The 21,494-nt window shown below is 63.9% G+C and carries 20 protein-coding genes; all 20 read right to left on the bottom strand.

The window, feature by feature from the left end; translation table 11 throughout:
• Positions 1-15 precede the first annotated feature (15 nt).
• A complete protein-coding gene (gene atpG / locus BTE28158_RS18540) occupies positions 16-891 on the bottom strand; it encodes a F0F1 ATP synthase subunit gamma (protein ID WP_059602072.1) in 876 nt (291 codons plus the stop codon).
• A 69-nt stretch (positions 892-960) separates the two neighbouring features.
• Positions 961-2,502 carry a F0F1 ATP synthase subunit alpha gene (atpA, locus tag BTE28158_RS18545; protein ID WP_059602075.1) on the bottom strand — a complete coding sequence of 514 codons (1,542 nt, stop codon included), beginning with the start codon at positions 2,500-2,502 and terminating at the stop codon, positions 961-963.
• Between the two features lie 44 nt (positions 2,503-2,546).
• Entirely contained in the window at positions 2,547-3,086 is a 540-nt protein-coding gene (locus tag BTE28158_RS18550; RefSeq protein ID WP_014895498.1) for a F0F1 ATP synthase subunit delta, read from the bottom strand.
• Between the two features lie 2 nt (positions 3,087-3,088).
• The gene (locus BTE28158_RS18555; protein WP_006477283.1) at positions 3,089-3,559 is read right to left on the bottom strand and encodes a F0F1 ATP synthase subunit B; all 471 of its coding nucleotides are present in this window, start codon (positions 3,557-3,559) and stop codon (positions 3,089-3,091) included.
• Between the two features lie 129 nt (positions 3,560-3,688).
• Positions 3,689-3,958: a F0F1 ATP synthase subunit C gene (gene atpE / locus BTE28158_RS18560; RefSeq protein ID WP_006482730.1), complete on the bottom strand. Its 270-nt coding sequence runs from the start codon at positions 3,956-3,958 to the stop codon at positions 3,689-3,691.
• Between the two features lie 75 nt (positions 3,959-4,033).
• Positions 4,034-4,885, bottom strand: a complete 852-nt coding sequence (gene atpB, locus BTE28158_RS18565) for a F0F1 ATP synthase subunit A (RefSeq protein WP_059602078.1) — start codon at positions 4,883-4,885, stop codon at positions 4,034-4,036.
• 110 nt (positions 4,886-4,995) lie between these two features.
• Positions 4,996-5,523 (bottom strand): ATP synthase subunit I, encoded by a 528-nt coding sequence (locus BTE28158_RS18570; protein ID WP_151049183.1) that lies wholly within the window; start codon positions 5,521-5,523, stop codon positions 4,996-4,998.
• A gap of 326 nt (positions 5,524-5,849) precedes the next feature.
• Entirely contained in the window at positions 5,850-5,975 is a 126-nt protein-coding gene (locus BTE28158_RS32800; RefSeq protein ID WP_275404634.1) for a hypothetical protein, read from the bottom strand.
• 123 nt (positions 5,976-6,098) lie between these two features.
• A complete protein-coding gene (locus tag BTE28158_RS18575; protein ID WP_124902795.1) occupies positions 6,099-7,229 on the bottom strand; it encodes an SLC13 family permease in 1,131 nt (376 codons plus the stop codon).
• 13 nt (positions 7,230-7,242) lie between these two features.
• Positions 7,243-8,136, bottom strand: coding sequence for a ParB/RepB/Spo0J family partition protein (locus BTE28158_RS18580; protein WP_059682910.1), 894 nt, complete (start codon positions 8,134-8,136; stop codon positions 7,243-7,245).
• 31 nt (positions 8,137-8,167) lie between these two features.
• Entirely contained in the window at positions 8,168-8,947 is a 780-nt protein-coding gene (locus BTE28158_RS18585) for a ParA family protein (RefSeq protein WP_059602087.1), read from the bottom strand.
• 51 nt (positions 8,948-8,998) lie between these two features.
• Entirely contained in the window at positions 8,999-9,685 is a 687-nt protein-coding gene (rsmG, locus tag BTE28158_RS18590; RefSeq protein ID WP_151049187.1) for a 16S rRNA (guanine(527)-N(7))-methyltransferase RsmG, read from the bottom strand.
• Positions 9,682-11,652 carry a tRNA uridine-5-carboxymethylaminomethyl(34) synthesis enzyme MnmG gene (gene mnmG, locus BTE28158_RS18595; protein ID WP_151049189.1) on the bottom strand — a complete coding sequence of 657 codons (1,971 nt, stop codon included), beginning with the start codon at positions 11,650-11,652 and terminating at the stop codon, positions 9,682-9,684. Before mnmG ends, rsmG begins: the two co-directional genes overlap by 4 nt.
• A 517-nt stretch (positions 11,653-12,169) precedes the next feature.
• The gene (locus BTE28158_RS18600) at positions 12,170-12,925 is read right to left on the bottom strand and encodes an ABC transporter ATP-binding protein (RefSeq protein WP_059602253.1); all 756 of its coding nucleotides are present in this window, start codon (positions 12,923-12,925) and stop codon (positions 12,170-12,172) included.
• Positions 12,925-14,709 (bottom strand): branched-chain amino acid ABC transporter ATP-binding protein/permease, encoded by a 1,785-nt coding sequence (locus BTE28158_RS18605; protein WP_059602095.1) that lies wholly within the window; start codon positions 14,707-14,709, stop codon positions 12,925-12,927. The genes BTE28158_RS18600 and BTE28158_RS18605 overlap by 1 nt, the downstream gene beginning before the upstream one ends.
• A 4-nt stretch (positions 14,710-14,713) precedes the next feature.
• A complete protein-coding gene (locus BTE28158_RS18610) occupies positions 14,714-15,769 on the bottom strand; it encodes a branched-chain amino acid ABC transporter permease (RefSeq protein WP_059682658.1) in 1,056 nt (351 codons plus the stop codon).
• 201 nt (positions 15,770-15,970) lie between these two features.
• The gene (locus tag BTE28158_RS18615; RefSeq protein ID WP_059602101.1) at positions 15,971-17,128 is read right to left on the bottom strand and encodes an ABC transporter substrate-binding protein; all 1,158 of its coding nucleotides are present in this window, start codon (positions 17,126-17,128) and stop codon (positions 15,971-15,973) included.
• 1,123 nt (positions 17,129-18,251) lie between these two features.
• Positions 18,252-19,226: a branched-chain amino acid ABC transporter permease gene (locus BTE28158_RS18620; protein WP_170296431.1), complete on the bottom strand. Its 975-nt coding sequence runs from the start codon at positions 19,224-19,226 to the stop codon at positions 18,252-18,254.
• Positions 19,226-20,110 (bottom strand): branched-chain amino acid ABC transporter permease, encoded by an 885-nt coding sequence (locus tag BTE28158_RS18625; RefSeq protein ID WP_059602103.1) that lies wholly within the window; start codon positions 20,108-20,110, stop codon positions 19,226-19,228. The genes BTE28158_RS18620 and BTE28158_RS18625 overlap by 1 nt, the downstream gene beginning before the upstream one ends.
• A gap of 114 nt (positions 20,111-20,224) precedes the next feature.
• The gene (locus tag BTE28158_RS18630; RefSeq protein ID WP_151049191.1) at positions 20,225-21,424 is read right to left on the bottom strand and encodes an ABC transporter substrate-binding protein; all 1,200 of its coding nucleotides are present in this window, start codon (positions 21,422-21,424) and stop codon (positions 20,225-20,227) included.
• Positions 21,425-21,494 lie beyond the last annotated feature (70 nt).

The raw sequence follows: 21,494 nt of genomic DNA on the forward strand, positions 1-21,494 counted from the left end.
GTCCGTGGCGCGCGCTTAAACAGCAGCTGCGCCGCCGACGATCTCCGACAGTTCTTTCGTAATCGCGGCCTGGCGGCTCTTGTTGTATACGAGCTGCAGTTCGCTGATCACCGTCTTCGCGTTGTCGGACGCGGCCTTCATCGCGACCATCCGCGCCGATTGCTCGGACGCCATGTTTTCAGCGACGGCCTGGTACACCAGCGCCTCGACGTAACGCACGAGCAGTTCGTCGACGACTGCCTGCGCGTCCGGCTCGTAGATGTAGTCCCACGACGTAGCCGGCGTACCGTCATCGGCTTCGAAGTGTTCCGACGACAGCGGCAGCAGCTGCTCGATCACGGCTTCCTGCTTCATCGTGTTGACGAAGCGCGTGTAAGCGATATAAACCGCCGACAGCTTGCCTTCCGAATACAGGTCGAGCTGCGTCTTCACTGCGCCGATCAGCTTGTCCAGATGCGGGGTGTCGCCGAGGTGCACGACCTGCGACATCACCTTCGCGCCGAAGCGGTTCAGGAAACCGAGGCCCTTGCTGCCGATCGCCGTGGCTTCGACCTTCTGGCCCTTCTCTTCCAGCTCCTTGAACTTCTGCACCGTCGCACGCAGCACGTTGGTGTTCAGCCCGCCGCACAGACCCTTGTCCGTCGTGACGAGGATGATGCCGGCCGTGTTCGCGCCGTCGTTTGCCACCATGAACGGGTGGCGGTACTCCGGGTTCGCGCGGCTCATGTGCGCGGCGATGGCACGGACCTTGTCCGCGTAAGGACGAGCGGCGCGCATGCGTTCCTGCGCGCGGCGCATCTTCGATGCGGCCACCATCTCCATCGCCTTCGTGATCTTGCGCGTGTTCTGCACGCTCTTGATCTTGCCGCGAATTTCCTTCATTCCAGCCATAGCTTGCTCCTTGACCGAAGCTGCGCGGGCGCATCAGCACCCGCGCGGCCTCAGTGTGTCACTCGCGGATCAATAGGCACCCGACTTCTTGAAGGATTCGATCGCCGCGCGCAGCGCGCCTTCGTCGTCCTTCGAGAGATCCTTGGTGTCTTCGATGCGCTTGATGAGGTCAGCGTGGCTGGTCTTCAGGTTGTCGCGCAGGCCCTTCTCGAACGGCAGCACTTGCTTCACGTCGAGGTCGTCGAGGTAGCCGTTGTTCGCGGCGTACAGCGACACGGCCAGTTCCCAAACCTGCAGCGGCTGGTACTGCGGCTGCTTCAGCAGTTCCGTCACGCGGCGGCCGCGCTCGAGCTGCTTGCGGGTCGCTTCGTCGAGGTCCGATGCGAACTGCGCGAATGCGGCCAGTTCACGGTACTGCGCGAGGTCGGTACGGATACCGCCCGACAGCTTCTTCACGACCTTCGTCTGAGCGGCGCCACCGACTCGCGACACCGACACGCCGGCGTTGATTGCCGGGCGGATGCCTGCGTTGAACAGGTCGGTTTCCAGGAAGATCTGGCCGTCGGTAATCGAGATCACGTTCGTCGGAACGAACGCGGTCACGTCGCCAGCCTGCGTTTCGATGACCGGCAGTGCCGTCAGCGAGCCGCTCTTGCCCTTCACTTCGCCGTTCGTGAACTTCTCGACGTACTCTTCCGACACGCGAGCAGCACGCTCGAGCAGACGCGAGTGCAGATAGAACACGTCGCCCGGATATGCTTCACGGCCCGGCGGGCGGCGCAGCAGCAGCGAGATCTGACGGTATGCCCAAGCTTGCTTGGTCAAGTCGTCGTAAATGATCAGCGCGTCCTGGCCGCGGTCGCGGAAGTATTCGCCCATCGTGCAGCCGGCGTACGGTGCGAGATACTGCATCGCTGCCGAATCCGAAGCCGTAGCGGCGACGACGATCGTGTATTCCATCGCGCCCGTTTCTTCGAGCTTGCGAACCACGTTCATGATCGACGAAGCCTTCTGGCCGATCGCGACGTAGATACAGATCAGGTCCTTGCCCTTCTGGTTGATGATCGCGTCGAGCGCCACCGCGGTCTTGCCGCACTGACGGTCGCCGATGATCAGCTCACGCTGGCCACGGCCGATCGGCACCATCGCGTCGATCGACTTGATGCCCGTCTGCACCGGCTGCGACACCGACTTACGCCAGATCACGCCCGGGGCGATCTTTTCGATCGCGTCGGTCAGCTTCGCGTTGACCGGGCCCTTGCCGTCGATCGGGTTGCCGAGCGCGTCGACCACGCGGCCGACGAGTTCCGGACCAACCGGGACTTCCAGAATGCGGCCCGTCGTCTTGACGACGTCGCCTTCCGAGATGTGTTCGTATTCGCCGAGAATCACCGCGCCGACCGAGTCGCGCTCGAGGTTCAGCGCGAGGCCGAACGTGTTGCCCGGAAACTCGAGCATTTCGCCCTGCATCACGTCCGACAGGCCGTGGATGCGCACGATACCGTCGGTCACGGAGATCACGGTGCCCTGGTTGCGAACGTCTGCGCTCGCTTCAAGGCCCTGGATCCGGCTCTTGATCAGCTCGCTGATCTCAGAGGGATTGAGTTGCATTATTCGCTCCTGATAGTCAATTCTGTTGCGTGCCGGCGTGGCGCTCAGGCGGTCAAGGCAGCCTGCATCGATGCGAGGCGCGCGCGAACCGAGGTGTCGAGCACTTCGTCGCCGACCGTCACGCGCACGCCGCCGATCAGCGACGAATCGACTTCGACCGTCGGCTTCAGCTTGCGCTTGAACTTGCGTTCGAGGCCAGAGACGAGGCTTTCGAGATCCGCGCCGTTCAGCGGGAACGCGCTCACGATCTCGGCGTCGGCTGCACCTTCGCGTTCGTTCTTGAGCGCCTCGAACTGCTCGGCGATTTCCGGCAGCAGCGCGATGCGATGATTGTCGACCAGCATCTGCACGAAGTTCTTCGCTTCGGCGCCAGCCGCGACCGGCGACTTCACCGCAGCAAGCAGCAGCTCGGCCACTTGCGTGCGCGTCACCTTCGGGCTCGACGCGACCGACAGCACTTCCGGCAGACGCGCAACCTGGGCCAGCTCTTGCACGAGCGTGGACCAGGCGGCGATGTCACCTCCCTCGGCCACGCGGAACAGCGCTTCTGCGTAAGGGCGGGCGATGGTTGCAAGTTCGGCCATGATCAGAGCTCGGCTTTCAGTTGATTCAGCAGTTGGGCGTGGGCCGTTTGATCGACTTCGCGCTTCAGGATCTGCTCGGCGCCCTTCACGGCCAGCGCGGCGACTTCGCCACGCAGCGCTTCGCGCGCCTTCACGATTTGCTGTTCTGCTTCCGCTTTCGCCTGGGCGACGATGCGGGCGGCTTCAGCCTGGGCGTTGGCCTTGATTTCCTCGGCGACCGCCTGTGCACGCTTTTCAGCGTCGGCGATGCGCTGCTGGCCGTCGTTGCGGGCCTGCGCGAGTTCCTGGTCCACGCGCTTGTGCGCTGCGTCGAGTTCCGCCTTGCCCTTCTCCGCGGCGGCGAGGCCGTCGGCGATCTTCTTCGAACGTTCGTCGAGGGCGTTGATCAACGGCGGCCACACGAATTTCATCGTGAACCACGCGAGGACCAGGAACACGACCATTTGCGCAAACAGAGTTGCGTTGAGATTCACGGTGTTTCCTTATCTGCTATTCCGGAAAAATGAAACGGTAAGGCGCTCATCGAGTTGCATTCGATCAGCGCCCCAAGTCTCCGTTCCGCCCTGCGCCGGCTCACGCCGGGCGCATATTTCCGAGGAACCTTAGCCTGCGAGCTTCGACAGGAGCGGGTTCGCGAACGCGAACAGCATTGCGACACCAACGCCGATCAGGAATGCAGCGTCGATCAGGCCGGCCAGCAGGAACATCTTCGTTTGCAGCGGGTTGATGAGTTCCGGCTGACGTGCGCAGGCTTCGATGTACTTGCCACCCATCAGCGCGATACCGATACAGGCGCCGATTGCACCCAGGCCGATGATGATGCCGATACCGATGGCGGTCAGACCCTGGATGTTGGCGATGTAAGCTTGCATGATCACTCCTTTGTGAAAAGACTTGGAACTGAGATTTAAAAAACTAAAACGGAAACTCTTTTTTGCACGCCGCGCTTAGTGCTTGTCGTGCGCCTGGCCGAGATACACCAGCGTCAGCATCATGAAAATGAATGCCTGCAACAGAACAATCAGGATGTGGAAGATTGCCCAGACGCTACCCGCGATCACGTGACCAACGAAGCCGAGGAACGTTGCGTCGCCACCGAAGCTCCACATGCTGCCGAGCAGGGCGATCAACAGGAACAACAGCTCACCCGCGTACATGTTGCCGAACAGCCGCATGCCGAGGGAAACGGTCTTTGCGAGATATTCGACGATGTTCAACGCGAGGTTCGGGATCCACAGCAGCGGGTGCGCGCCGAACGGGGCCGACAGCAGCTCATGCACAAAGCCGCCCACGCCCTTGATCTTGATGCTGTAGTAGATCATCAGGACGAACACGCCGAGCGCGATGCCGAGCGTGCCGTTCAGGTCGGCCGTCGGGACGATGCGATGGTGGGAAATCACGTCCGACAGACCGAGCAGGCCGATGACGCGGCCCGGCAGGTCGACGGGGAGGAAGTCGAGGGAGTTCATCAGCGCGACCCACACGAACACCGTGAGGGCGAGCGGAGCGATGAAGGTGCGGTTGCCGTGGACGATGGCCTTCGATTGATCCTCGACCATTTCGACGAGCATCTCGATCGCACACTGGAAACGGCCCGGCACGCCCGAGGTCGCCTTGCGGGCGGCCAGACGCAGCAGGACGATCGTCACGATACCGCACACGATCGACCAGAACAGCGTGTCGAGGTTCCAGACGTGGATGTCGAAAATCGACGTCTGATGCGAGGTGGAGAAATTCTGCAAGTGGTGCGCAATGTACTCGGACGGATCCGGACCGCGCGTGCCTTCGCTAGCTGCCATATCGTTAATGCCACCCAAATTGTCGAAAATCGTTTTGCCCCGTTCCGCAATACGCTATTGCGGGAACGGGCCGGTGCGGTTCATTGTCGAAACCGCACGCTGCTTGTTGCTTACCGCCAGGCCAGCGCGATCCAGTACGTCTTCAGCACGACGAGGTAGGTGACGAGGAGCGCCGGCCAATGCACGCCGGCATAGCCGTACGCCACTGCGGCAAACATCCCGATCGTCACGCCGAGCTTCAGGGCTTCGCCCATCACCCAGCTCATCACGGTGGCCGAACCACCTGCCTTCAGTCGTGCCACGAACAACGCGCTTGGCACCCAGCCGATCGCCCCGCCCAGAAACGCGGATTGCGCAGCGGCGCCCGGCGACTTCGAAAACAGCCACCACGCCAGCGTTGCAACCAGGGACAAGACCACCTGCGCGATCACCACCTTGTAGGGGGTTACGCGCGGCGGCTTGCTCACGTTCGAACCGAACAGCCTCTCGGCTTCCGTCCGCGTGAGCGGAACGATGTTGTTATCTTGCAGCTCGGCATCCCAGTCGTCGCCATCGGGCTCGCGCCGCTCGCCGGCCGCTGAAGCGGTGCGTTGCGCTCGGTGATCATCGTGCCTGTCGTTCGGCGCCTGACCCGCCATCGCAATCTTCCGCAAAATCCTTGAACCCGGCCCCAAGCTTTCTGAAAGCTTTCAGGGGTGCCTAGCTAACAAATCCGGGCGATTGTAAGCGATAGTTGCAGGTGATTCAAGGCTTTAGACGCGACAAAAACCTGCGTAAAACGACGCCTCATGATGTGAAAAAGCGCGCGCGTCGATGACGTACGATGACAGTTGTAAGGTCGGCTTTTTGCGCCGGCATTTCTTGCCCGAAAAAGCGCGGTCGCGATGAAATGAGGTGACAACGAAGTCTGGTGCGGGCGACACCGGCGCGACGTGATCGCAGCAGAAATCCTGCTGTGACGCGATCACGGGAAATGACCCGACGCGGCGACGGGTAACAGAGGAAGCACTGTGACCGCCACGTCGAGCGCGATGCGCGAAATGCGCTTGAACGTGAACACGCCTATGCCTGCAATCAGTTGTTGTGCCACCACAGTCGTTCGACTGTGGTGGCACAACACTTATCAACAGGACCGCCTTCGCAACGACCAGGAACGCTGTGCGCCCTCCCCGCCACGCTTGCGACATGCATAAGCCGCACTGATCCGCATCGCTCAGCCGTGAACGAGCAACCACGCACCCAGCGCCGCGCTCAGGATCGCGAACGGAATCGACACGAGGTGAAACGGCAGCCACATGCGAGGCTCCTTCGCAAGACGCACCGCGATCAGGTTCGCGAGCGAACCGATCGCGAACCCGAAGCCGCCGACCGATACGCCGAACGCGAGCGCCCGCCAGTCGCGCGTGAATTCCGACAGCAGGATCGCCGCCGGCACGTTGCTGATTCCCTGTGACACCACCGCGCCCGCTGCGAACACACGCAGCGGCGAATCGAGATGGGTTCGCGCGATCGCATCGTGGACGACCGGCAGCGCAGCCGCGCTGCGCAGCACGACGAACATCAGCACGAAGATCAGCAGCAGCAGCCAGTCGATCTTCAGGACCGCGTCACGTCTCGCCACCAGCAGCGCGATCACGACGGCGATCAGACCCGGCACGGGATTGTGCGCATCGGCAAGCAGCACGAACGCACCGAACAGCACCGCCGCGAGCAACGCATGCATGCGCTGCACGGGAACGGCCTGGACGTCTCCCGACAGATCGAGCGGCTTCGCGCGAAACGCGCACGCCGTCAGCACGAGCAGCAGCGCCATCAACGCCAGCGCGAGCGGCCCGAGCGTGACGACGAAGCGGCCAAACGACACGCCGCTCAATTGCCACAGGAAAAGGTTCTGGGGATTGCCGAGCGGGGTCGCGACGGACCCCGCGTTGACGGCCAGCGCGACCACGATCACGAGCCGCCGGAACGGCAGCGGCGTCAACGTGCGCAGCGATACCATCAGCGGCACGACGACGAACAGCGCGACATCGTTGGTGAGCCACATCGCGAGCGCCGCCGCGAACACGACGAGCAGCATCGCAAGCCCGCGCTCGGAATGCACGTGATGCACGATGCGATGCGCGAGCCACATCAGGCACCCGGACAGCTCGAGCGCCTTGGTCAGCATCAGCAGACCCGCGAGCGTCGCGACGGTCTGCCAGTCGACGAGACCGACCAGCGCGGCAATTGGTTGCGGACGCAACCATTGCAGAACAACCAGCGCAAGCGCCAGCACCGTTAGTACGGGTTCCTGCAAAAGCCAGCCGAGCCACCGGCGCGGCGCCGGTGCGCCCGTGTTTTCCATCGATCGTGCCTCGTTATTCTTCGGCCGCGACGTTGCCGCGCAAGCGCGCAAGAATGCCCTCGAGCGCGTCGAGGTTGCCGAAATCGATCATCACCTGCCCTCGCCCGCGGCGGCCGAGCTTGATCTTCACCGTCGACGCAAGCAGGTCGGACAACTCCTCCTCGAGACGACGCGTGTCGCGGCCGCCGTCATCCTTCGCGCGCGCCTTCACCGCCGGCGCTTCCTTCGTCGTATGCGCGACCAGCTTCTCGGTCTCGCGCACCGACATGCGCTTGTTGACGACCTGGTGTGCGAGTGTGATCTGCGTCGCGGCATCGACCGCAAGCAGCGCACGCGCGTGGCCCATGTCGAGGTCGCCGGCCAGCAGCATCGTCTGCACCGGCGCTGCGAGGTTCAGCAGACGCAGCAGGTTCGATACCGCGCTGCGCGAGCGGCCGACCGATTCGGCCGCCTGTTCGTGCGTGAAACCGAACTCGTCGAGCAAGCGCTGGATACCGTGCGCCTCTTCCAGCGGATTCAGATCCTCGCGCTGGATGTTCTCGATCAGCGCCATCGCGGCGGCGGCCTGATCGGACACGTCCTTCACGAGCACCGGTACTTCGTCGAGGCCGGCCAGGCGTGCCGCGCGGAAACGCCGCTCGCCCGCGATGATTTCGTATTTGTCAGATGAAATAGGTCGTACCAGGATCGGCTGCATCACGCCTTGCGCGCGAATGCTGGCCGCCAGCTCCTGCAAGCTGCCTTCGTCCATCCGCGTCCGCGGTTGGTACTTGCCCGCCTGCAGCTTGCCGAGCGCGAGCGTGTTCGGCGCCCCTTCGATCTTCACCGCTTCGGTGATGTCCGCACTGCCGCCGAGCAGCGCTTCGAGGCCACGTCCCAAGCCCTTCTTCTTTGGTACCGCGTTCATGTCTTTCTTCCTCGCTTCGCTCATGTCCGGATCACGACACCTCGAACGCGCGCACGCGATCGATCATCTCGGCACCAAACTGGATATACGCCTGCGCACCGCGCGAGTTGCGGTCGAATACGACGCCCGGCAACCCGTAACTTGGCGCTTCCGCCAAGCGCACGTTGCGCGGAATCACCGCGTCGAACACCTTGTCGCCGAAGTGCGCTTTCAATTGATCGGAGACTTGCTGCTGCAGCGTGATGCGCGGATCGAACATCACGCGCAGCAAGCCGATGATCTTCAGGTCGCGGTTCATGTTCGCGTGAACCTGCTTGATCGTATTGACGAGATCCGACAGCCCCTCCAGCGCGAAGTATTCGCACTGCATCGGGATCACGACGCCATGCGCCGCGCACAACCCGTTCAGCGTCAGCAGCGACAGCGTCGGCGGGCAATCGATCAACACGAAGTCGTAGTCGTCGGCCACGCGTTCGAGCGCGCCCTTCAACCGTCGCTCGCGGTTATCGATGCTGATCAGCTCGATCTCGGCACCGGACAGTTCACGGTTGGCCGGCAGCACGTCGTACGTGACGCCTTCCGGACGCACGCGCGCTTCCGTCACCGATACGCCGTCGACCAGCACTTCGTACACGGTCGACTCGCAGGCGGCCTTGTCGATCCCACTACCCATCGTCGCGTTGCCCTGCGGGTCGAGATCGATCAGCAGGACTCGTTGCTCCTGCGCTGCAAGGCTTGCGGCGAGATTGACCGATGTCGTCGTCTTGCCGACGCCCCCCTTCTGGTTCGCAACGCAGAAGATCTTTGCCATCGTTGGTGTGTTCCCTTTACCTTCAAACAAACGGCGCGCTACCGCGCGCCTTCAATTCGCTTCGTCGACGGTGACCTCGATCAGATGCCGTTCGGCATCGAGCATCGGTACCGCCAGCCGCATCGTCTGCTTTACATGACTGCCCTCCGGCAACCGTGCAATTTCGTCGTCCGGATGGACACCCTTCATTGCCCAGATCGATCCACCGGGCGCGACGAGATGTCGAGCAAGTTTAACGAAGTCGGATAGATCCGCGAAAGCGCGGGATACGATCATGTCGAATTTTTCCGGCACTTCGATACCCGGCTGCAGCGATTCGACACGCCCGGTGACGACAGACAGGTTCGCGAGCTTCAGCTCGGCGCGCATCTGCGTCTGGAATGCAGACTTCTTCTGCACGATATCGTTCAGCGTGACCTGCCAGTCCGGCTGGACGATCGCCAGCACGATACCGGGCAACCCACCGCCCGAACCCACGTCGAGCACGCGCGCCGATGCACGGTCGCGCAGATGCGGAACGATGGAAAGCGAATCGAGAATGTGCTGGATCAGCATCTGCTTCGGGTCGCGGATCGCGGTCAGGTTGTAGACCGCGTTCCACTTGCCGAGCAGCGCGACATAGTCGAGCAGCTGGTTCCGTTGTGCATCCGTCAATGCGATGCCGAGCTCGGCCGTGCCGTCGACGAGCATCTGTTCAAGTACGTCCCGATTAACCGCCGGCGCGCGACGCGCCGTCATTGTTGCGTCGGGACGGTGCCGCCCCCCTGTTCCGTCGCCTCTGCGGCGGTGCCGTTACGACGGCCAAGGCCTCGGCGTTTCAGGTGCACCATCAGCAGCGAGATCGCTGCCGGCGTGACGCCCGAGATCCGCGATGCCTGGCCGATCGTTTCCGGGCGGAACTCGTTCAGCTTCTGGCTCACCTCGAACGACAGGCCGCGCACCTCGCGGTAGTCGATACCGTCCGGCAGGCGTGTGTTCTCGTTCGCATCGTTGCGCTCGATCTCACTGGCCTGCCGCTCGATATAGCCCTGATATTTGATGCCGATCTCGACCTGTTCCTTGATCTGCTCAAGCAGCACCGGATCGTCGGCCAGCGACTCTGCAGGCGCGCATTCACCGTCCTTCAGGCCGCACACACCGTCGTAGCTGATACCGGGGCGGCGCAGCAGTTCGGCGAGGCTGTACTCGTGATCGATCGCCTTGCCGAGCAACGCGGTCGCCTCTTCAGGCGGCAGCGTCTTCGGCGTAACCCACGTCGACTTCAGTCGTTCGGTTTCACGTGAAACAGCGTCGCGCTTCCGGCTGAATGCGTCCCAGCGCACGTCGTCGACGAGGCCCAATTCGCGGCCGATCTCGGTCAGGCGCATGTCCGCATTGTCTTCACGCAGGCTCAGGCGGTACTCGGCACGGCTCGTGAACATCCGGTACGGCTCGGCCACGCCACGTGTGACGAGGTCGTCGACCAGCACGCCAAGGTAGGCCTGGTCGCGACGCGGGCACCAAGCTTCCTTCTCTTGCACGTAGCGGCCCGCATTCAGACCGGCCAGTAGCCCTTGTGCGGCCGCTTCTTCGTAGCCGGTCGTGCCGTTGATCTGGCCCGCAAAGAACAGCCCGTTGATCGCCTTCGTCTCGAGCGATGCTTTCAGCGCGCGCGGGTCGAAGTAGTCGTATTCGATCGCGTAACCGGGGCGCAGGATGTGCGCGTTCTCGAGGCCGCGCATCGAGTGCACGAGTTCGAGCTGCACGTCGAACGGCAGGCTCGTCGAAATCCCGTTCGGATAGAACTCGTTGGTCGTCAGCCCTTCCGGCTCGAGGAAGATCTGGTGCGATTCCTTCGATGCGAATCGGTGGATCTTGTCCTCAATTGACGGGCAGTAACGCGGGCCGACACCTTCGATCACGCCTGTATACATAGGCGAACGGTCGAGGCCGCCGCGAATGATGTCGTGCGTGCGCTCGTTCGTGTGCGTAACCCAGCAAGGCAGCTGCTGCGGATGCTGCTCTACACGGCCCAGGAATGAGAATACGGGGATCGGATCGAGGTCGCCCGGCTGCTCGTCCAGCTTCGAAAAGTCGATCGAGCGGCCATCGATACGCGGCGGCGTACCGGTCTTGAGGCGTCCCTGCGGCAGCTTCAACTCCTTCAAGCGCGCCGACAGCGACACGGCCGCCGGATCGCCCGCGCGACCGCCCGTGTAGTTGTTCAGGCCGACGTGAATCTTGCCGTCGAGGAACGTACCCGCCGTCAGCACGACCGCACGTGCGCGGAAGCGGATGCCGATCTGCGTGACGGCGCCGACCACGCGATCGCCTTCGACCATCAGGTCGTCGACAGCCTGCTGGAACAGCCACAGGTTCGGCTGGTTCTCGAGCCGATGGCGGATCGCAGCCTTGTACAGGATGCGGTCGGCCTGCGCACGCGTCGCGCGCACGGCCGGGCCCTTCGACGAATTGAGGATCCGGAACTGAATACCGCTCTCGTCCGTCGCGGCGGCCATCGCGCCGCCGAGCGCATCGACTTCCTTGACCAGATGGCCCTTGCCAATGCCGCCGATCGACGGATTGCAGCTCATCTGGCCAAGCGTTTCGATGTTATGGGTCAGCAGCAGTGTTTTCGCACCCATACGGGCCGATGCCAATGCGGCTTCCGTGCCGGCGTGCCCGCCACCGACGACGATGACGTCAAATTCTGTGGGAAAAAGCATGGTGGATTCCGGGCGCAGAACTGCGCACGAACCTATCTGAGAAATGTATGGGCCGAATTATAGCGGGTTCGCTTTTCACCCGAAGACCGTCCGAATGGTAGGGCCGGTTCATTTGGCCACTTTTTTGCCCGATCGGCCGAGCTGTGCCGTGCGGCCTGCTTCGGCGGCGCTGCTGCAGCCTCAGCGCACATCGTCATACTGTGCAAAATCGCGCACCCGGCAGTGGTTTGCGACCTCCGCCATCGCTGTGCCATCACAGCATTTCGGATCGACCTGCCCGAGCTTATCCCCTGTGCCGCTTGGCTCATGTCGATAGAACACTGTCACGCGTACAGCGCTCACGGCCCTGTGCAACCCGGCGCGATGAGGCCCCCACTCTCGTCACAGGGTTTCTGCATGTCGCTCCGGCACTTATCCCCACGCCCGATTCGCCGAGGCATCGCCCCTCTCCCGGAAAACAAAAGCGGCGTGTTTCACGTGAAACACGCCGCACGTTTCCCGCCGACCGCCCCACCCATCAAGCCGTTTTTTTCACCAGCCCCAGGTATGTTTCGATCACGCGCGGATTCTGCGCCAGCTCCGCCGCCGGTCCTTCAAGCGCAAACTCCCCCGTCTCCAGTACATAGCCGTAGTCCGAGATCTGCAGCGCAGCCCGAGCGTTCTGCTCGATCAGAAGCGTCGCGACGCCTGTGCCGCGTAACGCGCTGATGATATGAAAAATCTCCTTCACGATCAGCGGCGCCAGCCCGAGGCTCGGCTCGTCGAGCATCAGCAGATCGGGCTTGCCCATCAGCGCGCGGCCCACCGCGAGCATCTGTCGCTCACCACCCGATAGCGTGCCGGCTGCCTGCTTGCGTCGCTCCTTGAGCCGCGGAAACAGCGCAAACACATGATCGAGCTGGTCGAGGAAGTTCGACTCGCCTGCGAGCTTGCGGCGATACGCGCCCAGCACGAGGTTATCCTCGACCGTCATCGTGCTGAACAGCTCGCGCTTTTCCGGCACAAGGCACATTCCCCGCGCGACACGCTGTTCGACCGGCAGCGCGCCCACGTCCTTGCCACGGTACACAACTGCCCCTGTCGCATGTCCGGTCACCGGCAACGCGCCCATGATTGCGTTCAGCAACGTCGACTTGCCGGCCCCGTTCGGGCCGATCACGCTGACGATCTGTCCGGCGCCGACCTTGATCGCCGCTCCGTGTAACGCCTCTACCTTCCCGTATCGCACCGCCAGGCCGCGCACGTCGAGAATCGGCATCGTCGTCTCCGCCATCATTCCACCCCGCCCAGATACGCTTCGAGCACCGCCGGATCCTGCTGCACGTCCTGCGGCAGTCCTTCCGCGATCCGCGTGCCGAATTCCATCACCACTAGCCGGTCGGTGAGGTTCATCACGAAATCCATGTCATGTTCCACGAGCAACACACTCATTCCTTCCGCCTTCAGGCGCCGCAGCAGGTGGGCAAGCTGCTGCTTCTCCTGGTAGCGCAGCCCGGCGGCCGGCTCGTCGAGCAGCAACAGCGTCGGATCGCAGCAAAGCGCGCGCGCGATTTCGAGAATCCGCTGCTGGCCGAGCGCGAGACTGCCGGCTTCGTCGTACATGTGCCTCTCCAGCCCGACGCGACGGATCTGTCGTGCCGCTTCGGCCAGTAGCTGCGCTTCCTCGTGCGCATTGAACCGCGCGATGCTGCGCCACACGCCCGTATGGCCGCGCAGGTGCGCGCCGATCGCGACATTCTCGAGCACCGTCATCGTCGGCAGCAGCTTCACGTGCTGGAACGTACGACCGATCCCCCGCCGGACAATCTGGCGCGACGTGAGCCCGTCGATCCGCTCGCCGCGGAACGTGATCGTGCCGCCGGTCGGCTGCAGCACGCCGGTCACGAGGTTGAACGTGGTCGACTTGCCGGCGCCGTTCGGGCCGATCAGGCCGATGATCTGTCCCGCCTTCACCTCGAAGCTGACGTCGTTGACGGCCACCAGGCCACCGAACTGCTTGCGCGCGTTGTCGACGACGAGCAGCGGCTCGCCCGCCACCGGCTTCGCGCGCTGCGGCAGCGGATCGGCATGGTCGGGCACATGCGCGCGCGGCCCGCGCGGAAACAGCTTCGCGACGAACGGCCACACGCCTTGGCGTGCGTACTGCAGCAGCAGCACCATCAGCACGCCGAACACGATGATCTCGAAGTTGCCCTCCGAGCCGAGCAGCTTCGGCAACAGCGTCTGCAGGTAGTCCTGAAGCACGGTGAGGATCGCGGCACCGAGCACCGCGCCCCACACGTGCGACACGCCGCCGACCACGGCCATGAACAGGAATTCGATCCCGTGGTTCAGGCCGAACGGGGTCGGGTTCACCGCGCGCTGCAAGTGCGCGTACAGGAAGCCCGAAACCGCAGCGAGCACGGCCGCGTAGATGAAGATCACGACGCGCATCCACGCGGTGTTCACGCCCATCGCCTCTGCCATCACGCCGCCGCCACGCAATGCGCGGATCGCACGGCCTGGCCGGCTGTTGAGCAGGTTCTGCACCGACACGATCGCGGCCAGCACGACGGCCCAGATCAGGAAGTACAGGCTTCGGCCGCTTCCGAGCTCGATGCCGAACAGGTTCAGTGCCGGAATCCCGTTGATCCCGTCGTACTTGCCGAGCAGTTCCAGGTTTCCGAAAAGATAGAACAGCGCGAGACCCCACGCGATCGTGCCGAGCGGCAGGAAGTGCCCGGACAGGCGCATCGTGACCGCACCGAGCACGAGCGCGACGAGCGCCGTCAGCACGACGCCGACGATCAGCGCGAGCCACGGCGACACGCCGTAGCGCGTCGTCAGGAATGCGGTCGCATACGCGCCGATGCCGACGAATGCGGCCTGACCGAAACTCGTCATGCCGCCAACGCCCGTCAGCAGCACGAGGCCGATCGCGACGATCGCGTAGAGGCCGATGTAGTTCAGCAGCGTGATCCAGTATTCGGGCACCTGCAGCGCGCCGGGCAGCACCGGCAGCGCGAACAGCACCACGAGAAACACCCAGAAAGTCTTGTTGCGTACCATCGTCTTCATCGCGTCACTCCTCTTCCTCTTCCGTGTGCGGCGTCGCGAAACTGCGCCACAGCAGCACCGGGATGATCAGCGTGAACACGATCACTTCCTTGTACGCGCTCGCCCAGAACGACGAATACGATTCGAGCACGCCGACCAGCAGCGAGCCGGCGGCCGCGAGCGGATAGCTGACCAGCCCGCCGATGATCGCGCCGACGAAACCCTTCAGGCCGATCAGGAAGCCGGAGTCGTAATAGATCGTCGTCAGCGGACCGACGAGGATGCCGGACAGCACACCGAGCCCGGCCGCCAGCGTGAACGCGAGCCGCCCTGCTTCGGTCGTGCCGATGCCGACGAGCCGCGCGCCGAGCCGGTTCACGGATGTCGCACGCAGCGCCTTGCCGGCGATCGTGCGGCCGAAGTACACGTAGAGCGCGCCGATCAGCACCAGCGCGGTCACGACCACGAGGATGCTCTGTACCGACACCGTCATGCTGCCGACCGACAGCGACGCATCCGCGAAGCCGTTGGTGCGCGAGCCTTCCGCCCCGAACATCACGAGCCCGAGGCCGACCATCGCGAAATGGACGGCGACGGACACGATCAGCAGCAGGAGTGTCGTGCCTTCGGCGATCGGCTGATAGACGAGCCGGTAGACGAACGGCCCCATCGGCACGACGATCGCGAGCGTCAGCGCGATTTGTGCAAGCATCGGCATCGGCTGCGCGGCAAAGCCGCGCGTAATCGCGAACACCGCGAGCGGCAGCAGCACGTAGCGGCTGCCGAGCGTCGCGAGCGTGCGGCCGAGCTGATGACGGCGTTCGCGATGGCGGATCAGGCCACCGACTTCCAGCAGGAAGCACGCGATGCCCATCACGAACAGCAGCCAGCAGGTGGCGGGAAATTTCTGCGCCTGCAGCGCCGCAAGCGTGAGCGCACCGTAGGCGACGAATTCGCCCTGGGGAATGAAGATCACCCGCGTGACGGAAAACACCAGCACGAGCGCCAACGACAGCAATGCATAAATGGCGCCGGTCGTGATGCCGTCTTGCGCGAGGATCGCCGCAATCGAGAGATCCATACGTTTCGGGTATCGAAAATGCTGCGAAGAAACGAAAGACGGGAATGGCCGCGGCGCACGAACGGCAAAATCGGCGCGTCGGGCGCCACGCGGCGGGCCCCGGTGATTCCATGCGGCACGGGAGCGGCCCGTCAGGCCCGCTCCGTTGCCGACGGCGCGCACGGCGCCGTTCGCGCCGCGCCCGCCGGTTTCACGTGGTGCTTACTCGGCCTGCAGCTTCCACTTGCCGTCGACGATCTGCACCATCACGCGCGCACGCGTGTCGAAGCCGTTGTGATCGGTCGGCGTCGTGTTGATCACGCCGTGCGACACGGGCAGGTCCTTCACGCTCTCGAGCGACGCGCGCAGCGCCTCGCGGAACGCCTCGGTGCCCGGCTGGCCCTTCTTCAGCGCTTCCGGGATCACACGCTGCAGCAACAGCCCCGCATCCCATGCGTGGCCGCCGAAGGTCGACAGCGACCCCGCGCCGTACGCCTTCTCGTACGCGGCCTTGTAGCCGAGCGCCGGCTTCTTCACCGGGTTCGAATCGGGCAGCTGGTCGGTCACGAGCACCGGGCCGGCCGGGAGGATCTCGCCCTCGCAATCCTTGCCGCACACGCGCAGGAAGTCGTTGTTCGCGACGCCGTGCGTCTGATACACCTTGCCCTTGTAGCCACGCTCCTTCAGCGTCTTGGCGGGCAGCGCGGCCGGCGTGCCGGACCCGGCGATCAGCACCGCATCGGGATTCGAGCCCATCAGCTTCAGCACCTGCCCCATCACCGACGCGTCGGTGCGGTTGTAACGCTCGTTCGACACGACCTTCAGCCCGTTCTTCGCGGCAGCCGCATTGAACGTGTTGTACCAGCTGTCGCCGTACGCATCGGCGAAGCCGATGAAGCCGACCGTCTTCACGCCGTGCTTCGCCATGTAGCCGGCGATCGCATCGGCCATCAGCTGGTCGTTCTGCGGCACCTTGAACATCCATGCGCGCTTCGCGTCCATCGGCGAGATGATCTGCGCGCTCGCCGCGAGCGAGATCGTCGGCGTCTTGCCCTGCGATATCGGATCGAGCATCGCGAGCGAATTCGGCGTGACGGACGAACCGATGATCGCGTCGACATGATCCTCGTCGATCAGCTTGCGCACGTTCTGCACCGCGCGGCTCGTGTCGGACGCATCGTCGAGCACGATGTACTGGACGCTCTTGCCCGCGATTTCCTTCGGCAGCAGCGCGATCGTGTTCTTTTCCGGAATCCCGAGCGACGCGGCCGGCCCGGTGGCCGACAGCGTTACACCGATCTTCACCTGCGCCGACGCCGTGGCCGCCGCGCACACGAGGCCCGCGGCAAGCAGAACCTCCATCCATCGATTCATCTTCATTTACGTTGTCTCCAAACGCTGCTCGAAAAATCCGCGGGTCGCTCGGGCGGCTCCCGGTCCTCAAACAAGTTAATAATTTAACTATCTCGCCGTACCGCGCCTACACTCGTTTTCCCGTGAAACGCCTGAACCGCCATCAAGCCCCGGTGATACCGCGCGCGCACGCGCCGCGGCGCGTTCCGAAACGGTCGTGCGACCGCCACGATGCGCGGCAGTAATGTCGTCTGGATGAACCAACCGGAGAAATGCGACGTTGCGCGAGACACGATCGATGCGGACGCAACGATCATCGGAAGGTCGGCCGGCCGGGCCGGGTTCGGCTCCGCAAGCGGGCGATGCAGGATCGAAAAATCGGCCGTTCATGCGAACGCGAACGACACGTCGGATGCGAACGCAACGACCGCGGAGACCGTCGTGCCGGCAAATCGCACCGGAACGCGCATGCCGGCCGCAGGACGGCTCGTGAACGCCGGGGTATGTCCGTGCACCGCCGACCCCGAACGAGCGGCGCCAGCCGCCCCTTGCACCCCGATCCATCGTCCCGCGCTTCTCATCCAACCGCACTCCCTCTTCTGCATTTTGCTTGTAGGAGAACTGCCGACCGTTTTCCCGACCGCACGGTCGGCGAAAGCTGAGTGTAACGGACGCTTTTTGCGCACGCCAACCGGGTAAGCCCGGACGGCAATGCACGTGGCTGCGCGCCAGCGGCGATCGACCGGCAGGAAGGAAGGACGAAAACGGAGGAAGACGGGATGAGACGCGAGCGCGGTCGGCCAGAATGTGGCGGCACGCCTTTGCACCAGCAACGGAAATTCGCGCACCAAATGAAAAAGCGCTGTTGGATTCCGTCCAACAGCGCTTTTGGGGTCCGGGCACTTTGTGCCTCGATTGTCTCCTCGTTCTCCACCTGCAAATTCGTTTCGCGGTGCATCAGAACTGAAACGAAGATTAAAGGACCTTTCACCCTGCGACAACTTAGCATTTACCCCTATGGTGCATCGCCGCACGAAAATGGGGCACCAGCCTTGCCGCGCGGCACCGGCGCGAGGCCGCCGAAACGCCCTTCCCGGCTGCGCCGGATGGTGCTTCGCATCAACGCGCCGCAACGGCCGCTGCGATGCAATCAGGACGGCCTGAGCGTCTTCACCCGCGCGACCATCTCGCCGACGATCCCGCGCCGGAACGCAAGCACGCATGCGATGAAGATCAGCCCCGTGACGATCGTCGCCGATTCGCCGAGCGAGTGGAACCAGCCGATGCCGGTCGCCGACGCGAGCCATTCGCCGATGTCGCCGAGCCGGTCCTCCAGCGCGACGATCAGCGCCGCGCCGAGCAACGGGCCGAACAGCGTGCCCATCCCGCCGACGAGCGTCATCAGCACGACGAGGCCCGACATCGTCCAGTACGCGTCGGACAGCGTCTCGAAACCGAGCACCAGCACCTTCAGCGAACCGGCCAGCCCCGCGAGCCCGGCCGACAGGATGAACGCGAGCAGCTTGAAGCGATCGGTATCGTAGCCGAGCGAGATCGCGCGCGCCTCGTTCTCCTTGATCGCGACGAGCACCTGGCCGAACGGCGAGTGCACGATCCGCACGATGAAGGCGCACGCCGCGACGATCACCGCGAGTACGACGTAGTAGAGCGCGACGTCGTTCGACAGGTCGACGACCCCGAACAGGTGCCCGCGCGGCACGCCCTGCAGGCCGTCCTCGCCGTGCGTGAACGGCGCCTGCAGGTAGATGAAGTAGACCATCTGCGCGAACGCGAGCGTGATCATCGCGAAGTAGATGCCCTGCCGGCGGATCGCGAACAGGCCGACGACGAGCCCGAGCAGCGTCGCGGCAACGGTACCGACCAGCACGCCGAGCTCCGGCGTGAAGCCGAGCGTCTGGATCGCATAGCCGGTCACATAGCCGGCGGTCGCGAGGAACATCGCATGACCGAACGACAGCAGCCCCGTATAGCCGATCAGCAGGTTGAACGCGGCCGCGAACAGCGCGAACGTGAGCACCTTCATCACGAACACCGGATACGCACCGATGAACGGCGCGACGAGCAGTGCCGCGAGCAGCACGCCGTAGAGCACTTTTCTCTGCATCATTTTTCCTTGCCGAACAGGCCCGCCGGGCGGAACAGCAGCACGATCGCCATGATCACGAACACGACCGTGGCCGATGCTTCCGGATAGAACACGCGCGTGAAGCCCTCGATCACGCCGAGCAGCAGGCCGGTGATGATCGAGCCGAGGATCGAGCCCATCCCGCCGATCACGACCACCGCGAACACGGTAATGATCATCGGCTGGCCCATCAGCGGCGACACCTGGATCACCGGCGCCGCGAGCACGCCCGCGAACGCCGCGAGCGCGACCCCGAAGCCATAGGTGAGCGTGATCATCATCGGCACGTTCACGCCGAACGCCTCGACGAGTTTCGGGTTCTCGGTGCCGGCGCGCAGATAGGCGCCCAGGCGCGTCTTCTCGATCACGAACCAGGTCGCGAGACACACCGCGAGCGACGCGACGACCACCCACGCGCGGTAGTTCGGCAGGAACATGAAGCCGAGATTGGTCGCGCCGGACAGCTGCGACGGCACGTCGTACGGCTGGCCGGACGATCCGTAGATCGACCGGAACACGCCTTCGACGACCAGCGTGAGCCCGAACGTGAGCAGCAGCCCGTACAGGTGATCGAGCTTGTACAGCCAGCGCAGCATCGAACGCTCGATCAGGATCCCGAACGCACCGACGATCAGCGGCGCGAGCACGAGCATCGCCCAGTACGGCAACGCGAAGTACGACAGCCCCATCCACGCGAGCATCGCGCCCAGCATGAACAGCGCGCCGTGCGCGAAGTTGATCACGTTGAGCAGCCCGAAGATCACCGCGAGCCCGAGGCTCAGGATCGCGTAGAACGAGCCGTTGACGAGCCCGAGCAGCAACTGGCTCAGCATCGCCGGCAACGGAATGCCAAAGATTTCCATCGACTTAGCCGTCAGAATGAGTTTCGTTGCGCGCGCAACGTTCAAGCCGTCGCGCGCACGGGCGGCGCAGCGGGCACATCGCTGCGGCCGCCACCACGCGCCGCTATGTCGCGCTTACTTCCACATCGCGCAGCGCGATTCCTGCTTGGTGCCGAATGCCTGGTCGCCCGGAATCGTGGCGAGCACCTTGTAGTAGTCCCACGGCTCCTTCGATTCCGACGGCTTCTTCACTTCCATCAGATACATGTCGTGAATCATGCTGCCGTCCTGGCGAATGAAGCCCTTCGCGTAGAAGTCGTTGATCTTCATCTTCTTCAGCTCGGCCATCACCTTGTCGGAGTCGGTCGTGCCGGCCGCCTGCACGGCCTTCAGGTACGTCGTCACCGACGAATAGTCGGCCGCCTGCAGACTCGACGGCATCTTCTTCATCTTGCCGAAGTAGCGCTGCGCCCACTGGCGCGATGCCGCGTCGCGGTTCCAGTACCAGCTGTCGGTCAGCACGAGGCCCTGCGTCGTCTCCAGGCCGAGGCTGTGCACGTCGTTGATGAACATCAGCAGCGCGGCGATCTTCATCGTCTTCGTGATGCCGAATTCCTTCGCGGCCTTGATCGAGTTGATCGTGTCGCCGCCCGCGTTCGCGAGGCCGAGGATCTGCGCCTTCGACGACTGCGCCTGGAGCAGGAACGACGAGAAGTCCGACGCCGACAGCGGGTGGCGCACCGTGCCGAGCACCTGGCCGCCGTTCGCCTTCACGACATCCGACGTGTTCTTCTCGAGCGCCTTGCCGAACGCGTAGTCGGCGGTCAGGAAGAACCAGCTCTTGCCGCCCTGCTTCACCACCGCCGAGCCGGTGCCCTTCGCGAGCGCCATCGTGTCGTACGCGTAGTGGACCGTGTACGGCGTGCACTGCTCGTTGGTCAGCGTGTCGGCGCCCGCGCCGATGTTGATGTAGACCTTCTTCTTCTCGGCCGCGACCTGGTTCATCGCGAGCGCGGTGGCGGAGTTCGTGCCGCCGACCAGCAGGTCGAGCCCGCCGCGGTCCATCCATTCGCGCGCCTTCGACGCGGCGATGTCGGCCTTGTTCTGGTGATCGGCATAGACGACCTCGATCGGCTTGCCGAGCACCTTGCCGCCGAAGTCGGCAACCGCCATGCGGATCGCCTCGAGGCCGCCCTGCCCGTCGATATCGGCGTAAAGCCCCGACATGTCGGTGATGAAACCGATCTTCACGGTATCCGCGGCCTGCGCGGCGCCGGTGGTGAACGCGGCAGTCGCGAGTGCGAGACAGGCGTGTGCGAGGGTCTTCATTTTCATTGACGTCTCCTGTTGTTCTGATGCGTTGTGGTTGTTCGAAGCCGCCACGGCTAGCGGCGAGAGAGACGGG

It is taken from the genome of Burkholderia diffusa, from assembly GCF_902499115.1.
GTDB classification, from domain to species: Bacteria; Pseudomonadota; Gammaproteobacteria; order Burkholderiales; family Burkholderiaceae; genus Burkholderia; species Burkholderia diffusa.

Bases quoted from the DNA above. Each gene is read 5' to 3' on its own strand.
- BTE28158_RS18570 (WP_151049183.1), bottom strand. From the start codon at position 5,523: ATGGCGGGTCAGGCGCCGAACGACAGGCACGATGATCACCGAGCGCAA.
- BTE28158_RS18615 (WP_059602101.1), bottom strand. From the start codon at position 17,128: ATGAAGATGAATCGATGGATGGAGGTTCTGCTTGCCGCGGGCCTCGTG.
- BTE28158_RS18630 (WP_151049191.1), bottom strand. From the start codon at position 21,424: ATGAAAATGAAGACCCTCGCACACGCCTGTCTCGCACTCGCGACTGCC.
- BTE28158_RS18580 (WP_059682910.1), bottom strand. From the start codon at position 8,136: ATGAACGCGGTACCAAAGAAGAAGGGCTTGGGACGTGGCCTCGAAGCG.
- mnmG (WP_151049189.1), bottom strand. From the start codon at position 11,652: ATGCTTTTTCCCACAGAATTTGACGTCATCGTCGTCGGTGGCGGGCAC.
- BTE28158_RS18610 (WP_059682658.1), bottom strand. From the start codon at position 15,769: ATGGATCTCTCGATTGCGGCGATCCTCGCGCAAGACGGCATCACGACC.
- BTE28158_RS18575 (WP_124902795.1), bottom strand. From the start codon at position 7,229: ATGGAAAACACGGGCGCACCGGCGCCGCGCCGGTGGCTCGGCTGGCTT.
- atpB (WP_059602078.1), bottom strand. From the start codon at position 4,885: ATGGCAGCTAGCGAAGGCACGCGCGGTCCGGATCCGTCCGAGTACATT.
- BTE28158_RS18605 (WP_059602095.1), bottom strand. From the start codon at position 14,709: ATGAAGACGATGGTACGCAACAAGACTTTCTGGGTGTTTCTCGTGGTG.
- atpG (WP_059602072.1), bottom strand. From the start codon at position 891: ATGGCTGGAATGAAGGAAATTCGCGGCAAGATCAAGAGCGTGCAGAAC.
- rsmG (WP_151049187.1), bottom strand. From the start codon at position 9,685: ATGACGGCGCGTCGCGCGCCGGCGGTTAATCGGGACGTACTTGAACAG.
- BTE28158_RS18620 (WP_170296431.1), bottom strand. From the start codon at position 19,226: ATGCAGAGAAAAGTGCTCTACGGCGTGCTGCTCGCGGCACTGCTCGTC.
- BTE28158_RS18585 (WP_059602087.1), bottom strand. From the start codon at position 8,947: ATGGCAAAGATCTTCTGCGTTGCGAACCAGAAGGGGGGCGTCGGCAAG.
- BTE28158_RS18550 (WP_014895498.1), bottom strand. From the start codon at position 3,086: ATGGCCGAACTTGCAACCATCGCCCGCCCTTACGCAGAAGCGCTGTTC.
- BTE28158_RS18625 (WP_059602103.1), bottom strand. From the start codon at position 20,110: ATGGAAATCTTTGGCATTCCGTTGCCGGCGATGCTGAGCCAGTTGCTG.
- atpE (WP_006482730.1), bottom strand. From the start codon at position 3,958: ATGCAAGCTTACATCGCCAACATCCAGGGTCTGACCGCCATCGGTATC.
- BTE28158_RS18600 (WP_059602253.1), bottom strand. From the start codon at position 12,925: ATGGCGGAGACGACGATGCCGATTCTCGACGTGCGCGGCCTGGCGGTG.
- atpA (WP_059602075.1), bottom strand. From the start codon at position 2,502: ATGCAACTCAATCCCTCTGAGATCAGCGAGCTGATCAAGAGCCGGATC.